The organism is Halorhodospira halophila (assembly GCF_016653405.1).
GTDB classification, from domain to species: Bacteria; Pseudomonadota; Gammaproteobacteria; order Nitrococcales; family Halorhodospiraceae; genus Halorhodospira; species Halorhodospira halophila_A.
Genome location: NZ_NHSN01000010.1, coordinates 1 through 17,514, shown reverse-complemented (window position 1 = coordinate 17,514; position 17,514 = coordinate 1). Strand labels below are relative to the sequence as shown.

Annotated in this window: 19 protein-coding genes; 14 read left to right on the top strand and 5 right to left on the bottom strand. The window is 68.7% G+C overall.

What is annotated here, in order from left to right:
* The first annotated feature begins 1 nt into the window (after window position 1).
* The 6 genes from CCR79_RS03405 (at window position 2) to der (ending at window position 7,149) form a co-directional block, all read left to right on the top strand.
* The gene (locus tag CCR79_RS03405; RefSeq protein ID WP_201168770.1) at window positions 2–1,090 is read left to right on the top strand and encodes a microcin C ABC transporter permease YejB; all 1,089 of its coding nucleotides are present in this window, start codon (window positions 2–4) and stop codon (window positions 1,088–1,090) included.
* Window positions 1,091–1,094: 4 nt separating this feature from the next.
* Window positions 1,095–2,138 (top strand): microcin C ABC transporter permease, encoded by a 1,044-nt coding sequence (locus CCR79_RS03400; RefSeq protein ID WP_201168768.1) that lies wholly within the window; start codon window positions 1,095–1,097, stop codon window positions 2,136–2,138.
* Window positions 2,131–3,723 (top strand): dipeptide ABC transporter ATP-binding protein, encoded by a 1,593-nt coding sequence (locus CCR79_RS03395; RefSeq protein ID WP_201168766.1) that lies wholly within the window; start codon window positions 2,131–2,133, stop codon window positions 3,721–3,723. The genes CCR79_RS03400 and CCR79_RS03395 overlap by 8 nt, the downstream gene beginning before the upstream one ends.
* 127 nt (window positions 3,724–3,850) lie before the next feature.
* On the top strand, window positions 3,851–5,086 hold the full coding sequence (locus CCR79_RS03390) for a TsoY family (seleno)protein (protein ID WP_201168764.1): 1,236 nt from the start codon (window positions 3,851–3,853) through the stop codon (window positions 5,084–5,086).
* A 237-nt stretch (window positions 5,087–5,323) separates the two neighbouring features.
* Complete coding sequence (locus CCR79_RS03385) at window positions 5,324–5,617, top strand: hypothetical protein (RefSeq protein WP_201168762.1); 294 nt, start codon at window positions 5,324–5,326, stop codon at window positions 5,615–5,617.
* 113 nt (window positions 5,618–5,730) lie between these two features.
* A complete protein-coding gene (gene der / locus CCR79_RS03380; protein ID WP_201168760.1) occupies window positions 5,731–7,149 on the top strand; it encodes a ribosome biogenesis GTPase Der in 1,419 nt (472 codons plus the stop codon).
* 9 nt (window positions 7,150–7,158) lie between these two features.
* Here der and CCR79_RS03375 read toward each other — a convergent pair whose 3' ends face one another.
* Complete coding sequence (locus tag CCR79_RS03375) at window positions 7,159–7,884, bottom strand: PP2C family protein-serine/threonine phosphatase (RefSeq protein ID WP_201168757.1); 726 nt, start codon at window positions 7,882–7,884, stop codon at window positions 7,159–7,161.
* Between the two features lie 145 nt (window positions 7,885–8,029).
* Here CCR79_RS03375 and CCR79_RS03370 point away from each other — a divergent pair, with 145 nt between their 5' ends.
* From CCR79_RS03370 to tspO, 3 genes are read left to right on the top strand one after another with little or no spacing between them, the layout of a single operon-like run.
* The gene (locus CCR79_RS03370; protein WP_201168755.1) at window positions 8,030–9,028 is read left to right on the top strand and encodes a permease; all 999 of its coding nucleotides are present in this window, start codon (window positions 8,030–8,032) and stop codon (window positions 9,026–9,028) included.
* Window positions 9,029–9,078: 50 nt separating this feature from the next.
* Entirely contained in the window at window positions 9,079–9,312 is a 234-nt protein-coding gene (locus CCR79_RS03365) for a thioredoxin family protein (RefSeq protein ID WP_201168753.1), read from the top strand.
* Window positions 9,309–9,803, top strand: coding sequence for a tryptophan-rich sensory protein TspO (gene tspO / locus CCR79_RS03360; protein ID WP_201168751.1), 495 nt, complete (start codon window positions 9,309–9,311; stop codon window positions 9,801–9,803). The genes CCR79_RS03365 and tspO overlap by 4 nt, the downstream gene beginning before the upstream one ends.
* 404 nt (window positions 9,804–10,207) lie before the next feature.
* Here tspO and CCR79_RS03355 read toward each other — a convergent pair whose 3' ends face one another.
* Window positions 10,208–10,507 carry a YciI family protein gene (locus CCR79_RS03355; protein WP_201168748.1) on the bottom strand — a complete coding sequence of 100 codons (300 nt, stop codon included), beginning with the start codon at window positions 10,505–10,507 and terminating at the stop codon, window positions 10,208–10,210.
* Window positions 10,508–10,595: 88 nt separating this feature from the next.
* Here CCR79_RS03355 and CCR79_RS03350 point away from each other — a divergent pair, with 88 nt between their 5' ends.
* From CCR79_RS03350 to rluB, 5 genes are read left to right on the top strand one after another with little or no spacing between them, the layout of a single operon-like run.
* The gene (locus CCR79_RS03350) at window positions 10,596–11,222 is read left to right on the top strand and encodes an L-threonylcarbamoyladenylate synthase (protein ID WP_201168745.1); all 627 of its coding nucleotides are present in this window, start codon (window positions 10,596–10,598) and stop codon (window positions 11,220–11,222) included.
* 42 nt (window positions 11,223–11,264) lie between these two features.
* Window positions 11,265–12,482, top strand: a complete 1,218-nt coding sequence (locus CCR79_RS03345) for a tryptophan--tRNA ligase (protein WP_201168742.1) — start codon at window positions 11,265–11,267, stop codon at window positions 12,480–12,482.
* Window positions 12,479–13,306 (top strand): segregation and condensation protein A, encoded by an 828-nt coding sequence (locus CCR79_RS03340; protein ID WP_201168739.1) that lies wholly within the window; start codon window positions 12,479–12,481, stop codon window positions 13,304–13,306. Before CCR79_RS03345 ends, CCR79_RS03340 begins: the two co-directional genes overlap by 4 nt.
* Window positions 13,303–13,926: an SMC-Scp complex subunit ScpB gene (scpB, locus tag CCR79_RS03335; RefSeq protein ID WP_201168736.1), complete on the top strand. Its 624-nt coding sequence runs from the start codon at window positions 13,303–13,305 to the stop codon at window positions 13,924–13,926. Before CCR79_RS03340 ends, scpB begins: the two co-directional genes overlap by 4 nt.
* The gene (gene rluB / locus CCR79_RS03330; protein WP_201168733.1) at window positions 13,916–14,752 is read left to right on the top strand and encodes a 23S rRNA pseudouridine(2605) synthase RluB; all 837 of its coding nucleotides are present in this window, start codon (window positions 13,916–13,918) and stop codon (window positions 14,750–14,752) included. Before scpB ends, rluB begins: the two co-directional genes overlap by 11 nt.
* Here rluB and CCR79_RS03325 read toward each other — a convergent pair.
* The 3 genes from CCR79_RS03325 to CCR79_RS03315 all read right to left on the bottom strand — a co-directional run bounded on the left by CCR79_RS03325 (window position 14,700) and on the right by CCR79_RS03315 (window position 17,142).
* Window positions 14,700–15,404 carry an endonuclease gene (locus tag CCR79_RS03325; RefSeq protein ID WP_201168731.1) on the bottom strand — a complete coding sequence of 235 codons (705 nt, stop codon included), beginning with the start codon at window positions 15,402–15,404 and terminating at the stop codon, window positions 14,700–14,702. The two genes, rluB and CCR79_RS03325, sit on opposite strands and share 53 nt — an antisense overlap.
* Entirely contained in the window at window positions 15,401–16,177 is a 777-nt protein-coding gene (locus CCR79_RS03320) for an SDR family NAD(P)-dependent oxidoreductase (protein WP_201168728.1), read from the bottom strand. Before CCR79_RS03320 ends, CCR79_RS03325 begins: the two co-directional genes overlap by 4 nt.
* A gap of 383 nt (window positions 16,178–16,560) precedes the next feature.
* Window positions 16,561–17,142, bottom strand: a complete 582-nt coding sequence (locus CCR79_RS03315; protein ID WP_201168725.1) for an HD domain-containing protein — start codon at window positions 17,140–17,142, stop codon at window positions 16,561–16,563.
* Window positions 17,143–17,514 lie beyond the last annotated feature (372 nt).

Here is a 17,514-nt window from a genome sequence, read left to right as displayed (position 1 = left end):
CATGCCGGCCTACATCCTGCGCCGCCTGTTGCTGATGATCCCGACCCTGCTCGGGGTCATGGTCATCAACTTCCTGATCGTCCAGGCCGCCCCGGGTGGGCCCATCGAGCGGATCAGTGCCGAGCTGGCCGGCACCGGGGTCGAGGCCACCGCGCGGGTGGCCGGCTCCGGGGGCGAGGTGGGCGCCGCCTTCGCCGAGGCCGGCGGTGGCTACCGCGGCGCCCACGGCATGGATCCGGAGCTGCTCGCCGAGCTCGAGCGGCAGTTCGGCTTCGACCTGCCGGCCCATGAGCGTTTTCTCACCATGATGGGCAATTATCTCACCCTCGATTTCGGCGATAGCTTCTACCGCGACCAGTCCGTCCTGGAGCTGATCGTCGAGGCGCTGCCGGTGTCGATCTCCCTGGGGCTGTGGACCCTGCTGCTGGTCTATCTCATCTCCATCCCGCTCGGGGTCCGCAAGGCGGTGCGCGATGGCTCGCCGTTCGATGTCTGGACTTCGGCGCTGGTGATCGTCGGCTATGCCGTGCCCGGCTTCCTGTTCGCGATCCTGCTGATCATCCTCTTCGCCGGCGGCACCTACCTGGATCTCTTCCCTCTGCGTGGGCTGGTCTCCGAGGGGTGGGCGGAGCTCTCCTGGCCCATGCGCATCCTCGACTACCTGCACCACATCGCGTTGCCGGTGCTGGCCATGGTCATCGGTGGCTTCGCCGGTCTGACCATGCTCACCAAGAACTCCTTCCTGGAAGAGATCCACAAGCAGTACGTGGTGACCGCCCGGGCCAAGGGGGTGACCGAGCGCCGGGTGCTCTACGGGCACGTCTTTCGCAACGCCATGCTCATCGTCATCGCCGGCTTCCCGGCGGCCTTCGTCTCGACGCTGTTCACCGGCGCACTGCTCATCGAGGTGATCTTCTCGCTGGAGGGGCTCGGGCTGCTCGGTTTCGAGGCCGCCGTGGACCGGGATTACCCGGTCATGTTCGGGACGCTGTTCATCTTCACCGTGCTCGGGCTGGTGCTGAATCTCGTCGGCGACCTGATGTACGTCGCCGTCGACCCGCGCATCGACTTCGAGACCCGGGAGGTCTGAGCCGGTGGTCGGGTCGCTGTCGCCGATCAATCAGCGTCGCCTGGCCCGCTTTCGCGCCAATCGCCGGGGCTGGTGGGCGCTGTGGATCTTCGTCGGGCTGTTCGTGCTCAGCCTCTTCGCCGAGCTCATCGCCAATGACCGGCCGCTGGTGGTCTGGTTCGAGGGCAGCCTCCACTTTCCCGTGGTCGAGTCGATCCCCGAGACCACCTTCGGCGGTGAGTTGCCCACCGAGACGGTCTATCGCGACCCCCATGTGCAGGAGTTGATCGAGGCGGGGGGCTGGGCGCTGTGGCCGCCGATCCGCTTCAGCTATGACACGGTGCACTTCGGCCTGGCAGAGCCGGCCCCGGCGCCGCCTTCGGCGGAGAACTGGCTCGGTACCGACGACATGGGGCGCGACGTGGCGGCGCGTATCCTCTACGGCTTCCGCATCTCGGTGGTCTTTGCCCTGCTGCTGACCGTGGCCAGTTCGGTGATCGGGGTGGTGGTGGCGGCGCTGCAGGGGTACTTCGGGGGCAAGACGGATCTGTTCGGCCAGCGCATCGTGGAGATCTGGTCGGGGCTGCCGGCGCTTTACATCATCATCATCGCCTCGGCGCTGATCGAACCGAGTTTCTGGTGGCTGCTGTTCATCCTGCTGCTGTTCCAGTGGGTCAGCCTGGTGGGGGTGGTGCGCGCCGAGGTGCTGCGCGCCCGCAACCTGGAGTATGTCAAGGCGGCGCGGGCCCTGGGGGCCGGGCACCTACGGGTGCTGTTCCGCCATGTGCTGCCCAACGCCATGGTGGCCACGCTGACCTTCCTGCCGTTCATCATGAACGGCTCGATCACCACGCTGACCTCGCTGGATTTCCTCGGCTTTGGGCTGCCGCCGGGCTCGCCGTCGCTCGGCGAGTTGCTGCAACAGGGTAAGGACAATCTGCACGCCCCCTGGCTGGGCATCTCGGCCTTTGTCAGCCTGGCGCTGCTGCTCTCGTTGCTGATCTTTGTCGGCGAGGCGGCGCGCGACGCCTTCGACCCGCGCAGGGCGCAGGAGGCCGGGCGTGGCTGAACCGCTGCTGAGCATCCGCGGTCTGCAGGTGGCCTTCGGCGATGGCGCGCCGGCGGTGCGCGGCGTGGATCTGGATATTGCCGCGGGCGAGACCGTGGGGCTGGTCGGAGAGAGCGGCTCGGGCAAGTCGGTCACCGCCCACTCGGTGCTGCAGCTCCTGCCCTATCCATGGGCGCGGCACCCGGCCGGCTCGATCCGCTTTCGTGGCCGCGAACTGCTCGGCGCCCCCGAGCCGGTGCTGCGCGAGCACCGCGGCGGGCGCATCGGCATGATCTTCCAGGAACCGATGAGCTCCCTCAATCCGCTGCACACGGTGGAGAAGCAGATCCGCGAGACGCTGCTCGTCCACCGCGGTCTGGATCGGGTGGCGGCCCGAAGGCGGGTGAGGGGGCTGCTTGAACAGGTCCAACTCCCCGATCCGCAGCGGCTGCTCAGCGCCTATCCGCATCAGCTCTCCGGCGGGCAGCGTCAGCGCGTGATGATCGCCATGGCCCTGGCCAACGAGCCGGATCTACTCATCGCCGACGAGCCCACCACCGCCCTCGACGTGACCGTGCAGGCGCAGATCCTTAGCCTGCTCGCCGACCTGAAGGCGCGGCTGGGCATGGCCCTGCTGTTCATCACCCACGATCTGGACGTGATCCGCCTAGTCGCTGATCGGGTCTGTGTCATGCGCCAGGGCGAGATCGTCGAGCGGGGCGAGGTGCAGCGTCTGTTCAGCCGACCCGAGCATCCGTACACCCGGCAGTTGCTCGCGGCCCGGCCCGCCGGCGAGCCGGTGGCTACGGATACCCAGGCGCCGGTGCTCCTCCACGGGGCGGGGGTCCGTGTGCACTTCCCGGTGCGCGGCGGTCTGCTGCGCCGGCCGGTGGACTGGGTGCGGGCCGTCGATGGCATCGACATCACCCTGCGTGCCGGGCAGACCGTGGCCGTGGTGGGGGAGAGCGGCTCGGGCAAGTCGACCCTGGGCCTGGCGCTGCTGCGGCTTGAGCGCAGCAGTGGCTCGATCCGCTTCCGCGGTGATGAACTCCAGGGGCGCACGGCGCGGCAGCTGCGCCCCTACCGCAGCGCCCTGCAGATCGTCTTCCAGGATCCCTACGGCAGCCTGTCGCCGCGCATGGCCGTAGGCGATATCGTCGGCGAGGGGCTCGACCTACACCATCCACGTCTGAGTCGTGAACAGCGGACTGCGCGGATCGTGCGCGTGCTCGCGGAGGTGGGCCTCGACCCGGAGACCCGCCACCGCTACCCCCACGAGTTCTCCGGCGGACAGCGTCAGCGGATCGCCATCGCCCGGGCGCTGATCCTCGAACCGCAGGTCGTGGTGCTTGATGAGCCCACCTCGGCGCTGGATGTCTCGGTGCAGGCCCAGATCATCGACCTGCTCCGCGATCTGCAACGTCGCCGCGGCCTCGCCTACCTCTTTATCAGTCACGACCTCCAGGTCGTCCGCGCCCTGGCTCATGAGGTCCTGGTCATGCAGGCCGGCCGAGTGGTTGAGCGCGGGCCAGCAGAGGCGGTCTTCGCCGCTCCGCAGGACCCTTATACCCGGGCTCTGATGGCCGCCGCCTTCCTCTCCTCCTGAGCCATCGCGCTACCGAAGCCCCGCGCCCTTTGACATAGTTTCAAATATGCGCATACCATCGTATTCAAGAACGTTGATACGTTCGCCAGTCGCTGGATACGCAACCTGACAACGCAAAGGAGGGAGCATGCTTCATCGACTGCCCAGAGACCTCGGGGAGAACTACTCCCCGCTGTATTGGCTCGCTGCCCTGGGCGCCGGGGGGCTGACCGTATCGTTTTTCATGTGGCTGATGTTCTGGGTGCCCTACGAGGGCATGGTGCCCTTCTTCGAGGATATCGTGGCGGCGCTGGGCAGCGGTCACGCCGGCCTGCAAACGGCCATCGTACTGGCCTGGGCCGGCATCCTGGCCATGGCCTTCATCCATTTTCGTCTGCTGTTCTGGAACATCCGCGAGCATCGGCGGTTCCTGCAGACCGACGCCTACCGCAAGAACATGCGCGGCAACCGCACCGAGGTGCAGCTGCTGGCCGCGCCGCTGACCGTGGCGATGACCATCAATGTCGGCTTCGTGCTCGGCATGGTCTTCGTCCCGGGGCTGTCGGCCATCGTGGAGTGGCTCTTCCCCGCGGCCATGGTCGCCTTCCTGATCGTCGGCGGCTGGGCTCTGCGCCAGCTCGGCGACTTCTGGGGCCGGGTGCTCACCGAGAGCGACTGCGACTGCGCCGCCGACAACAGCCTGGCCCAGGCCCTGCCTGCCTTCGCGCTGTCGATGGTCGGCGTGGGGCTCGCCGCGCCGGCGGGGATGAGCAGCGTGCCGGCGACAGCGGCGTTCAGTCTGGCGCTGTCGAGCTTCTTCCTGATCGCCGCGGTGATCACTGGCGCCGTCATGCTGGTCCTCGGCGTGCGCGCGATGATGGAGCAGAACGCCAATCCGGTCAGCGCGCCGAGCCTGTGGATCGGCGTTCCCGTGCTGACGATCATCGGCATCACCCTGGTGCGCCAGACGGCGGGCATCGAGGCCCACTTCGGCGCCGAGGCCGGTGGTATCCAGACCCTGGGTCTGCTCACCTACTTCCTGGCTGCGCAGGTCGCGCTGCTGCTGCTCGGTTGGGTGGTGCTGCGCCGCTTCAACTACTTCGGCCGCTTCGTAGTCGGCCCTGAGCGTTCCGCCGGCTCCTACACCCTGGTTTGCCCCGGCGTGGCGCTGGCGGTGATGATCCACTTCTTCACCAACCTGGGCCTGGCCCACCACGGTGTCATCGAGGCCTACGGGGTCGCCTACTGGGCGCTGACGGCCATCGCCCTGGTGGTCCAGGCGGCCACGATCTGGCTGGTCTTCCAGCTCAATCGCAAGCACTTCCGGGTGGATGCCTGGGCGGGGCAAAGATTGAGCCCCTCCACCACCAGTTCGTCCTCCTGAGGCCCTCAAGTTGGCCTGGCAGCCGACGACAACGGGGGTGTAGGCAGAAGTGGGATCTGGAACCCGGCACGTGGGTTGCAGGTCCCACGCATATCCGGAAACGCTCCGTGCCACAAGCCCCTTGAGGGCGGATGGCGCGGAGCGGGCGCCGGAACCGGATGGCCGCAACCGGCAATGGAGTGCCGGATAGGCGGGTAGAGAGCCCGGCCCGAGTGATACGAAACGCAGGAGGTAGTGATGTCTGCAGTAGGAGCAGTTGGCGGAGGGGCGCCGAGCATGCCGCCGCCGTCCCAGGGCGCCGGTGGTGACGACCCCTTCGAGGGTGAGGAGATGGAGGGCGCTGGCGGCTCCGAGTTCGGTGGTGAAGCCGCTGGCGGGGCCGACACGGTGGACATCTCCTCGATCGCCGGCGGCGAGGACGTTGGCACCAGCACCGAGTCCTTTGAGGACGATGGTGGGGCAGCCAGCTACGACGCCTCCGGTGGCGTCGACGATCTGGACGCCGGTGGCGAGATCGACGCCATGGTTTGACCTTCCCAGGGGGGCAGCGGCTCACGGGCCGTTGCCCCGTCCGTTATAATCCCCGCCCTCGGACCGCCTTTCCAGCGCGGTCATCCTGTCCCAGCCAATGCGGGGAACGCCCAATGTCTGCGGTAATCGCCCTGGTCGGGCGGCCGAACGTCGGCAAATCGACCCTGTTCAACCGGCTCACCGGCAGCCGGGACGCCCTCGTGGCCGACCACCCCGGCCTGACCCGGGACCGGCAGTACGGCGTCGTGCGCCATCGCGGCAGTCACGCCGTGGTGGTCGATACCGGTGGGATGGGCGAGGAGCTCGAGGGAGTGGGCGGCTGCATGCACGAACAGGCCCGCACCGCCATCGCCGGAGCCGACGCCGTGGTCTTCCTGGTCGACGGGCGGGCCGGTAGCACCGTCGGGGATGAAGAGATCGCCGCCGAGCTGCGGCGGGCGCAGGTGCCGGTGTTCCTGGCGGTGAACAAGACCGACGGCCTCGAGGCCGGGGTGGCCGCCGCCGATTTTCACGGCCTCGGCCTGCAGCCGGTTCACAGCATCGCCGCCACGCGCGGGCGCGGTGTCGGCGAGCTGCTCGACGCCGTGTTCGCTGCGCTCCCGCCCGCCGAGCCGGAGGAGGGGGAGGTCGCCGCCGGGCACGGCATCCCGGTGGCGCTGATCGGCCGGCCCAACGTGGGCAAGTCCACCCTGGTCAATCGGCTCCTCGGCGAGGAGCGGGTGGTGGTCTACGACGAGCCGGGCACTACCCGCGACAGCATCGCCGTGCCGTTCGAGCGCGACGGGCAGCACTACACCCTGATCGATACCGCCGGCGTGCGGCGCCGGGCGCGGGTCCAGGAGACCGTCGAGAAGTTCAGCGTGGTCAAGACGCTGGAGGCCATCGAGCGGGCCTCGGTGGTGGTGCTGGTGACCGATGCCCAAGAGGGGATCACCGAGCAGGACGCCCACCTGGCCGGGCATGTCCTGCAGGCCGGACGGGCCCTGGTGCTGGTTATCAACAAGTGGGACGGTCTCGATCCCGATCAGCGCCGCAAGGTGCGCCGGGATCTCGATCTGCGTTTCGGTTTCCTCGGTTTTGCACGCCACCACTTCGTCTCGGCCCTGCACGGCAGTGGCGTGGGGCTGCTGCTGGAGTCGGTGGACCGGGCCCATGCGGCCGCCCACCGGGATCTGGCCACCCCGGAACTCAACGAGGCCCTGCAGGAGGCGCTCGCCAACCACCAGCCGCCGCTCTCCCGCGGGCGGCGGATCAAGCTGCGTTACGCCCACCAGGGCGGGCATAACCCGCCGGTGATCGTCGTCCACGGCAACCAGGTGCAGCGGCTGCCGCGGGCCTACATGCGGTACCTGGAGAACTTCTTCCGCGACGCCTTCGACCTGTACGGCACGCCGGTGCGCATCGAGTGCCGGGCCAGCGAGAACCCCTTCGCCGACAAGCCCAACCAGCTCACCGAGCGTCAGCGCCGCCGGCGCCAGCGGGTCATCCACCACGCCAAGAAGCGCGAGAAGAAGCGCAAGCGCCGGCGCTAGCCGGGCGGTTCAGGTGCGGACCAGCACCACCGAGACGTTGTCCGGCCCGCCGGCATCGAGGGCGGCTTCGATCAGGTCCCCGGCGCGCTGGGACAGCGAGCGGTCCTCCTCGGCCAGGATGGCACCGATCGCCGCGTCCTCCAGAGGCTCGGTCAGGCCGTCGGAACAGAGCAGGAACAGATCCCCGGGGTCGCGCGGCAGGCGGGTGACGTCGGGCTCGGCCCAAGTCACCGCGCCGAGCGCGCGCTCGAGGACGTTGCGTTCCGGCGAGCGGCGCCCCTCGGCCTCGGTCATCGCCCCCGTCTCGACCGCGCGCTGGACCGGCGTGTGGTCCCGGGTGAGCCGCTCCAGGCGGCCGTCCCGGAAGCGGTAGATGCGGGAGTCGCCCACATGGGCCAGGGCCACTTCGTCGGGGGCCGCGCAGAGCAGGGCGAGGGTGGTGCCCATGCCCTCGTAGCGGCGGTCGCGCTCGGTATAGGAGAGCACGGCGCGGTTGGCCAGCTGGACCAGATCCGCCGGCTCCCCGCCGGACTCCAGCCAGGTGTGGTCACTGCCGTGGTGGGTGCGGGCGATGCGGATCACCGCCTCCACCGCCAGCCGCGCCGCCTCGGCCCCGTAGGGCAGCCCGCCCATGCCGTCGGCGAGCACCGCGACGCCGGCGCCCTCGTCCCAGTCGATACGGTCCTCGTTGCGAGGTCGCTGGTGGCCGCGGTGGGTCTCGCCGGCGATCTCCATGGTTCCACGCCTCCTGTTGCAGGGTTGCCAAAGGTTTGAGGCCATCCTAGCCCGCAGAGCGTGCTGCGGGAACCTGTGCCGTGTTTGATATATGTTTAGGCGTATATGACAATGGCTGCCGATCCCGAACTGACAGCCGTCCATCATGCTTGAACTCTTCGCTCATCTCGCCACCTTGATCGTCCACGACCTGCTGGGCATCGAGGCCGGCAAGCCGTTCGGCGATGCCGCGCACTTCTTCGTTGAGAGCACGGCGAAGATCTTCGCCCTGCTGGCGGTGCTGATCTACGTCATTGCTCTGGCCCGGGCGTCGCTGAACGTCGAGCGGGTCCGCGCCTTCCTGGCCGGGCGCAATCGCGTCCTCGGCTACTTCCTGGGCTCGACGTTCGGAGCCGTGACCCCGTTCTGCTCCTGCTCGAGCGTGCCGGTGTTCATCGGCTTCACCACGGCGCGGATCCCTATCGGGGTGACCATGGCCTTCCTGATCACCTCGCCGATGATCAACGAAGTGGCCGTGGTGTTGCTCTGGGGGCTGCTGGGCTGGGAGCTGACCCTGATCTACATCGCCGTCGGTTTTCTGATCGGCATGCTCGGCGGGGCGTTTCTCGACGCCATTCGCGCGGAGCGCTACCTGCAACCGTTCCTGGCCAAGGCCTATGCCGAGGGCAGTGCGCCGGCTGACGGCGCTGCCGGTGCGACGCGGCTGACCCTGCGCCAGCGCCACGACTTTGCCCGGCGCGAGGTGGGGGAGATCTTCGCGCGGGTCTGGAAGTGGGTCCTGATCGGTGTCGGCCTCGGGGCGGCGCTTTACGGCTTCGTCCCCGAGGGCTGGATCGAGGAGCACCTGGGTGCCGGTCACTGGTGGCAGGTGCCTGCGGCGGTGCTGGTCGCCATTCCGCTGTACACCAACATCACGGGTGTGGTGCCGGTGATGGAGAGCCTGATTATCCAGGGGCTGCCCATCGGCACCACCCTGGCTTTCTGCATGAGCACCGTCGCTGCGAGCTTTCCGGAGTTCGTGCTGCTCAAGCAGGTGATGCAGTGGCGGTTGCTGGCGATCTTCTTCGTCCTGCTGCTGTTCGCCTTCACCCTGGCGGGGTGGCTGCTCAATGCCGTGGAGCCGCTACTATTTGCCGGGGTGTGAGGACGGCGGCAGGCCGTTACCATGAACGATGCATAGGAGGAACGGATCCCATGACCATCATTAAGGTGCTGGGCAGTGGCTGCGCCAAGTGCAACAACACCGCCGAGCGGATCGAGCAGATGGCTGCTGATCTGGGTGTGGCCGCAGAGGTACACAAGGAGACGGGGCCGGAGGCCCTGATCCAGTACGGCGTCATGTCGACACCGGCCGTGGTGGTGGACGAGCGGCTGGTCCACAGCGGGTCGGTTCCTGAACCCGAGCAGATCAAGGAGTGGCTGCAGTGAGTCTTTTGATTTTTGTCGCGTTTCTCGGCGCCTGCATGGCGGCGGCCGCCACCGGGGCCATGTTCGGTCCCGGGCGTTGGTATGAGGAGCTGGACAAGCCCACCTGGACGCCGCCGAACTGGCTGTTCCCGGTGGCGTGGACGGTGCTCTACCTGGCCATTGCCGTGGCCGCCTGGCGGGTGGCCCTGTCCGGCTCCGAGGTCCTGGCCCTCGGTCTGGCCCTGTGGGCGCTGCAGATCGCTCTGAACACGCTGTGGACGCCGGTTTTCTTCGGTCTGCAGCAGCTCTTCGGCGGCTTGGTGGTGCTTGGGGCGCTGTGGGTCTCGGTGCTGCTGACCACGGCGGCGTTCCTGGCCGCGGACTGGCTGGCCGGGCTGCTGTTCATCCCCTATCTGGCCTGGGTCAGCTTTGCGGGCGCCCTCAACTACGACATCTGGCGACGCAACGGCGATGCCCCCTCGGCCGGCACGACGGAGCAGGGCGGCGCCTAAGCCGCTCGCCGGGGCCCTTTTACCGGGGCCCCGGCGGCGGTCTGCCGAGACCGCCTGCGCCCCTGGCCGGGGGGGGGTCGGGCCGCTGGGGTGCCGTTGAGCGTGCCGAGCAGCGCAGTCCTTCTGCCGAGACGGTTCGCGCCCTCGCCGGTGGTACCAGGTCGGGCCGGCGCCGTTGAGCGCGCCGAGCAGCGCAGCCCCGGCGGGGGATCAGCGCGAAGCTTTGCCGGTTCGCGCTGATCAGCGAGGTTCTGTCTGAGCGGCGCGCCAGCGCCGCGAGTTTAGCGAGCGGCCCCGCCGGGGTGAGCAGCACAGGGAACCCCGCCGATAGGCGGGGCGCGTTCGTCCGGCGCCGGCCCGACCTGGTACCACCGGCGAGGGCGGGCCATGGCGATCGCACCCGATTACGGTAGCACTGGCTTGAAGGGCCGGACGTCCACCTGCGCGTAGACGCCCGCCGCCACGTAGGGGTCGGCATCCGCCCACGCCTGCGCCGCCTCTAGTGACTCGAACTCGGCGACCACCAGGCTGCCCGTGAAACCGGCCTCACCGGGGGTCTCCGTGTCCACGGCCGGATACGGCCCGGCGAGCAACAGCCGCCCCTCGTCGCGCAGCTGCTCCAGCCGTGCCAGGTGTTCCGCCCGCGCTGACTGGCGCAGCGGCAGACTGTTCTCCACGTCCCTGCTCATGATCGCGTAATACATGGGTCGTTACCTTATCGCTCCGAAAGGGGTCCGGTACAATGAAGCCGTGCCCCGGGATGGCCGGGGCGTGTCCACGGGAGAGGAAGTCATGGCGCAGTACTTTGAAGTCCATCCGGAGACGCCCCAGCAGCGCCTGATCAACCAGGCCGTGCAGACTCTTGCCGATGGGGGTGTCATCGCCTACCCGACGGATTCGAGCTACGCCCTCGGCTGTCGCCTCGGCGACAAGGCCGCCCTCGACCGCATCCGCGAGATCCGGCGTCTGGACAACAGCCATAACTTCACCATGGCGTGCAAGGATCTCAAGGATATCGGCACCTACGCCAAGATGGAAAACTACGCCTACCGCCTGCTCAAGTCCCACACACCGGGGCCGTACACCTTTATCCTGCGGGCTACGTCCGAAGTGCCCCGGCGGCTGCAGCACCCCAAGCGCAAGACCATTGGTATCCGCGTACCCGACCACCCGGCCAGCCGCGCACTGCTCAACACTCTCGGCGAGCCGCTGATGAGCGTGACGCTGCAGCTGCCCGGTGACGACATGCCCCTCGACGATCCCGAGGCGATCCGTGAGCGCATCGGCAAGCTGATCGACGCCGTCGTTGCTGGCGGGCCCACCGGGGGCGGGGCGAGCACCGTGATCGATCTCACCGGTGAGGCTGCCGAGGTCATCCGCGAAGGGGTCGGCGATACCCGCGTCTTCCAGAGTGCCTGAGCGCATGGAGACGGATCGCGAACAACCATAAGGAGCCGTTGCTTGGCTAACATCAACCAACGACCCAGCCGCGTCCTGTCGGGCATGCGCCCGACAGGACGGCTGCACCTGGGCCATTACCACGGCGTGCTCAAGAACTGGGTGCGCCTGCAGAACGAGTACGAGTGTTTCTTCTTCGTGGCCGACTGGCACGCCCTGACCACCCACTACGAGAGCCCCTGGGTGGTCGGGGACAATGTCTGGGACATGGTGATCGATTGGCTGGCCTGCGGCGTCAACCCCAAGCTGGCGCGGCTGTTTATCCAGTCCCGGGTGCCCGAGCACGCTGAGCTCCACCTGCTGCTGTCGATGATGACCCCCCTCGGCTGGCTCGAGCGGGTGCCCACGTTCCGCGACCAGCAGGAGCAGCTGAGCGACCGGGACCTGTCCACCTACGGCTTCCTCGGGTATCCGCTGCTGCAGTCGGCGGACGTGCTCATCTACAAGGCCACCGAGGTGCCGGTGGGCGAGGACCAGGTGGCCCACCTGGAACTTACCCGCGAGGTGGCCCGCCGCTTCAACCACCTCTACGGCGTCGAGCCGGATTTCGAGCAGAAGGCCCAGGAGGCGGCGCGCAAGATGGGCAAGAAGAATGCGCGCCTCTACCACGACCTGCGCCGTCGCTATCAGCAGGAGGGTGACCGCGAGGCCCTGGAGGTGGCGCACGCCCTGCTGGAGGGGCAGCCGAACATCACCGTCGCCGACCGCGAGCGGCTCTTCGGCTATCTCGACGGCACCACCCGGGAACTGTTGCCCGAGCCCGAGGTGCTGTTGACGCCGACCGCGAAGATGCCCGGCCTCGATGGCCGCAAGATGTCCAAGTCCTACGACAACACCATCGGCCTGCGCGAGCCCACCGACGACGTCGTCCGCAAGCTGCGCACCATGCCGACGGACCCGGCGCGGGTGCGTCGTAACGACCCCGGCGATCCGCAGAAGTGCCCGGTGTGGGACTTCCATCAGGTCTACTCCGACGAGTCGACCCGCGCGTGGGTCCAAGAGGGGTGCACCACCGCCGGGATCGGTTGCCTGGAGTGCAAGCGCTGCATCATCGACGCCGTTGAGGCCGAGCTGTCGCCGATCCGCGAGCGGGCCCGACAGTACGAGGAAGATCCGGAGCATGTGCGCTCGATCATCGTTGACGGCTGTGAGCAGGCCCGCGAGGAGGCCCGCGAGACCCTTGGCGAGGTGCGCAGCGCCATGGGCCTGGAGTACCGGTGACGGAGACCGCCGCCGGGCAGGCGTCCGCTGACGAGCCGGCGGGCGGCGGTGAGCCGGTGGCCCGCGTCGGTGACGAGGCGCTGCGACGGCTGCCGGACGATCTCTACATCCCCCCGGACGCGCTCGAGGTCTTCCTCGAGGCGTTCGAGGGGCCGCTGGATCTGCTGCTCTACCTGATCCGGCGGCAGAATCTCGACATCCTCGACATCCCCATCGCCGAGATCACCCGGCAGTACATGGAGTACGTCGAGCTCATGCGCGAGATGCGTCTGGAGCTGGCCGCCGAGTACCTGGTGATGGCCGCCATGCTCGCCGAGATCAAGTCGCGCATGCTGCTGCCGCGGCCCGCGGCGGCCGACGACGAGGAGGACGAGGACCACGATCCGCGGGCCGAACTGATCCGCCGGCTGCAGGAGTACGAGCGTTTCAAGAAGGTGGCCGAGCAGATCGACGAACTCCCCCGCGTGGGGCGGGATATCTTCCCGGCCGCCGCCGACGCACCGGAGTGTCGGCCCCGGGCGCAGGCACCGGAAGTCAGCCTGCGCGAGCTGCTGCTGGCCCTTTCAGAGGTCATGCGCCGGGCGCAGCTGAATGAGAGCCACCACGTCGAGCGCGAGACGATCAGCATCCGCGAGCGGATGAGCGAGACCCTGAGCGGGCTCAGCGAGGAGCGTTACACGCCCTTCCAGGAGCTGTTCCGGGTGGAGGAGGGGCGGACCGGGGTCGTGGTGACCTTCCTGGCGCTGCTCGAGCTGGTGCGCGAGTCCATGGTGGAGCTGGTCCAGGCCGACGCCTTTGCCCCGATCTACATCCGCGCACGATGAATATGCCACCACTCAAGCACATCATCGAGGCGGCGCTGCTGGCCGCCGGCGAGGCGCTGACCTTCGAACGCATCCAGGGCCTGTTCGATGCCGACCGGGCGCCGAGCCGCGACGACATCCGCCGGGCCGTGGCCGAGCTGTCGGCGGACTACCAGGGGCGCGGGATCGAGATCCGCGAGGTGGCCGGCGGCTACCGCATCCAGGTCGGTGCCGACATGGCCCCGTGGGTCTCGCGGCTCTGGGAGGAGAAGCCGGCACGCTATTCGCGGGCCGTCCTCGAGACGCTGGCCCTGATTGCCTACCGGCAGCCGATCACCCGCGGGGAGATCGAGCAGGTGCGCGGGGTCAGCGTCAGTACTTCGATCATCCGCACGCTCGAGGAGCGTGGCTGGATCCGCGTGGTGGGCCGGCGCGACGTGCCGGGGCGCCCGGCGATGTACGCCACCACCCGCGGGTTTCTTGAGCACTTCAACCTGCGCGGGCTGGATCAGCTGCCGGATCTGGCCACGCTGCAGGATCCGGATCAGGCGCATCTGGAGCTGGATCTGCGCCTGCCCGACGAGGCCGAGGGCGATCCGGCAACCAGCGACGACGAACAGGGGGCGACCCGTGACGAGTGACGGTGGGAATCAGCCTGCGGGCGAGAAACTGCAGAAGGTACTGGCGCGCGCCGGGCTGGGCTCGCGCCGCGAGATGGAGGCGGCCATCCAGGCCGGGCGCGTGCGCATCGAGGGACGCGTGGCGAAGCTGGGCGATCGCGCGCAGCCCCGTGACCACGTGGAGCTGGACGGGCAGACGGTGCAGCGGGTCCATCGCGAGCCGCCGCGGCGGGTGCTGCTCTATAACAAGCCCGAGGGCGAAGTGACCACCCGCTCCGACCCCGAGGGCCGATCAACAGTCTTCGAGCGGCTGCCGCGCACGCCCGGGCGGTGGATCGCCGTCGGGCGGCTGGATATCAACAGCCAGGGGCTGTTGCTGTTCACCAACGATGGCGAACTCGCCAACGCCCTGATGCATCCCTCCACGGGGGTTGAGCGGGAGTACGCCTGCCGGATCCACGGCGAGGTGACCGAGGAGATGGTCCACCGCTTGGTGGGTGGGGTCGAACTCGAGGACGGCCCCGCCCACTTCGAGGTGGTGGAGTCGGCCATGCCGGTGGACGAGCCGCAGGAGGGCGCTAACGCGTGGTTCCACGTTATCGTCACCGAGGGGCGCCGCCGCGAGGTCCGCCGGCTCTGGGAGTCCCAAGGGGTGACGGTCAGCCGTCTGATCCGCGTGCGCTACGGGCCCGTGGTGATGCCCCGGGATCTGCGCCGCGGCCAGCTGCACGAGCTGGACGAGGCCGGCAAGCGCGAACTCTACGAGCACGTGGGCCTGACCCCGCCGGAGCCGGTCAGGCGGACGGCGCCCCAGCGCCGCCGGCGGCGTGGGCGCAAGCGGCGCTGAGCGGGCAGTCGGCACAGCGCGGCGTGGGGCGGCAGGTGTCCTTGCCCAGCGCCACGATCTGGGCATGCAGCTCGTTGAAGGCTGCGGTGTCCGGCCCCAGCGCCGCCTCGACACCCGCCCGTAGCCGTTCGTAGCCCTCGTCGCCCTGAATCCAGCCCAGGCGCTGGAGGATGCGCCGGGTGTAGGCGTCGATGACGAACACCGGGCGGTGGAAGGCGTAGAGCAGGATGTCGTCGGCGGTCTCGCGGCCGACGCCGTTGACCGCCAGCAGCTTCTCGCGCAGCGCCTCGGTGCGCCGTAGCTGCATGCCCTCCATGCAGCCCTCCTGCAGGTAGGCGATGCACAGGTTGCGCAGCCGGCGGGTTTTGACGTTGAAGTAGCCTGCCGGCCGGATCGCCTCGGCCACCTCGTCGCCCTCGGCCTCGATCAGGGCCACGGGATCGAGCAGCCCCGCGCCACGGAGCTGCTCCATGGCGCGCTCGACATTGCTCCAGGCGGTGTTCTGGGTCAGCACGGCCCCGACCAGTACCTCGAAGGCGGTTTCTGCCGGCCACCAGTGCTGTTCACCGTGGTGGGCGACCAGCTGCTCAAGCAGCCAGCGTAGCCGCTCACCGGTCAGGCCGGGGTGGGGGCGCGGCGAGGGCGCGCTCACGCCGGTGCCGGCTCGACGCTCAGCGCCTGACCGTGGTGGCTGCGCCCGTCGGGCCCGAGCAGGCGCAGGAAGGCGCCGGCCACCTGCTGCGGCTGGGTCAGGTCGAGGGGGTTCTCGAAGGGGAACTCCTTCTGCCTCAGCCCGGTGGCGACAATGCCCGGGTCGAGGGTGTTGACGCAGACGCTCGTCGTCTCGGCCAGCTCCGCGGCGAGCACCCGCATCAGGCCCTCGAGCCCGGCATTGGAGACGGCGTAGGCGCCTCCGTAGGCTTTGTGGCCATTCCGGCCGCTGGCATCGCTGGTGAACACGATGCTGCCCCGGTCGGACTCGCGCAGCAGCGGCAGGCACGCTTGAGTGAGCATGAAGGCGGCGTTGAGGTTGACCTGGAGGGTCTTGTACCACGTCTCCATGTCGTAGAGTTCGACGGGCGCCGGTTTGCCCATGGTGGCCGCGGCGTGGAGCAGGCCATCGAGGCGGCCGAGGCCCTCGCGGATACGCTGCGCGACCTCGGGGAAGTTGTCGAAGGTGGCGCCCTCGAGGTTCATGGGGTAGATCGCCGGTTCTGGGTGGTTGTCCTCGACGATGCGGTCGTAGAGGCTCTCGAGCGCCTTGAGGTCCTTGTCGAGGATGACAACCGTGGCGCCGGCGGCGGCGAGCCGGCGGCAGACGGCGCTGCCGATACCGCCAGTGGCGCCGGTGACCAGGATGACGCGCCCGTCGAAGGCGTCTTCGGCGGGCTGGTAGTCGGCGGAGATCAACGCTTGTTCGGCCACGGTTATCCCCTGATGGTGGTGAACGACGGGAAACGCCGTACCTTACCCAGCGCTCCGGTGGCGAGCAAGGTAGGCCGGGCGGGGTTGCCTGTAGCCATTGCCTCGGGCGTATTCCCCGCCGTCGCTCCCTGTGTCAGCCCCCCGGGCCGGATCCTTGCGGACGCGCCGAGCAGCGCAGCCCAAGCAGGGGGCCTGCGCGAACCTTTCCTGGTTCGCGCTGGTCAGCGCGCAGCGCAGAACGGCGCGCCAGCGCCGTTCCTTTGCGCGCGGCCCTGCGCGGGCGAGCAGCACAGGGAACCCCGCAGGGGCGCGTCCGCCGATCCGGCCCGGGGGGCTGACACAGGGGAGGTCCATCGAGCCCTCCGAGGCAGCGGCGCCTCTCCTCAGGCAGGCGTGCCCCGGGGGTCCGTCTCCACTGCGAAGCACTTCGCCTCGGCAGCCACCAACTCCTTGGCGGCAAGCATCCGCACCGGCGGACTGGCTTGGCCAAGGGACTCATAGAGAGCCCGGCACTCCGGGACGTAATGACGCGCAAAGGCCAGATCGTGATCAGCAATGGAGGCAAGGTTGCTGGCCAGATCGGCGCACTTGATGGTCTGAACCCAGCCCGGTGCCTGGCGCAACTGCTTAACGGCGCGGGCCTTGCGCTGGTCGCGGGGCTCGCCCTCCTCGATCGCGGCGCAGGTCAGCCACATCACCCCGGAGCGAACACGCTCTCCAAACTGGGCGCAGAGCATTCCGGGCTCTAGGCCGGAGTCCTCGACAGCATCATGAAGCCAGGCTGTGATCAGTGCGTCGGTCTCCTCCGTACCGAGCCGGGTCAAGGCCGCCACCTCCGCAAGGTGCTTCCAGTAAGGCTCGCCGGTATAACGCCGACGTTGATCGCGGTGGATGTACATGGCGAGGGTGATGGCTTCGTAGAGGCGTTGCTCGTCGCGGGCCGATGGCTGCTGCGAATCGGTCATGGGCCTGCTCTCGCGGTCTATGGTGGCCGACGGGGTCGCGTTTGCTGCATCTACTTTACCGGTTTCACGACCTGCTGCCCATGCAAGGGCGTAGGAGCCGGGAGGGGCTCGGCAGCTAAGCGTTGTTTGCTCCTATCGCCGTCGACGCCGGCAGTCGCCCCTGTGTCAGGCCCCCGGGCCGGATCCTTGCGGACGCGCCGAGCAGCGCAGCCCAAGCAGGGGGCCAGCGCGAACCTTTCCTGGTTCGCGTTGGTCAGCGCGCAGCGCAGAACGGCGCGCCAGCGCCGTTCCTTTGCGCGCGGCCCTGCGCGGGCGAGCAGCACAGGGAACCCCGCAGGGGCGCGTCCGCCGATCCGGCCCGGGGGCCTGAAA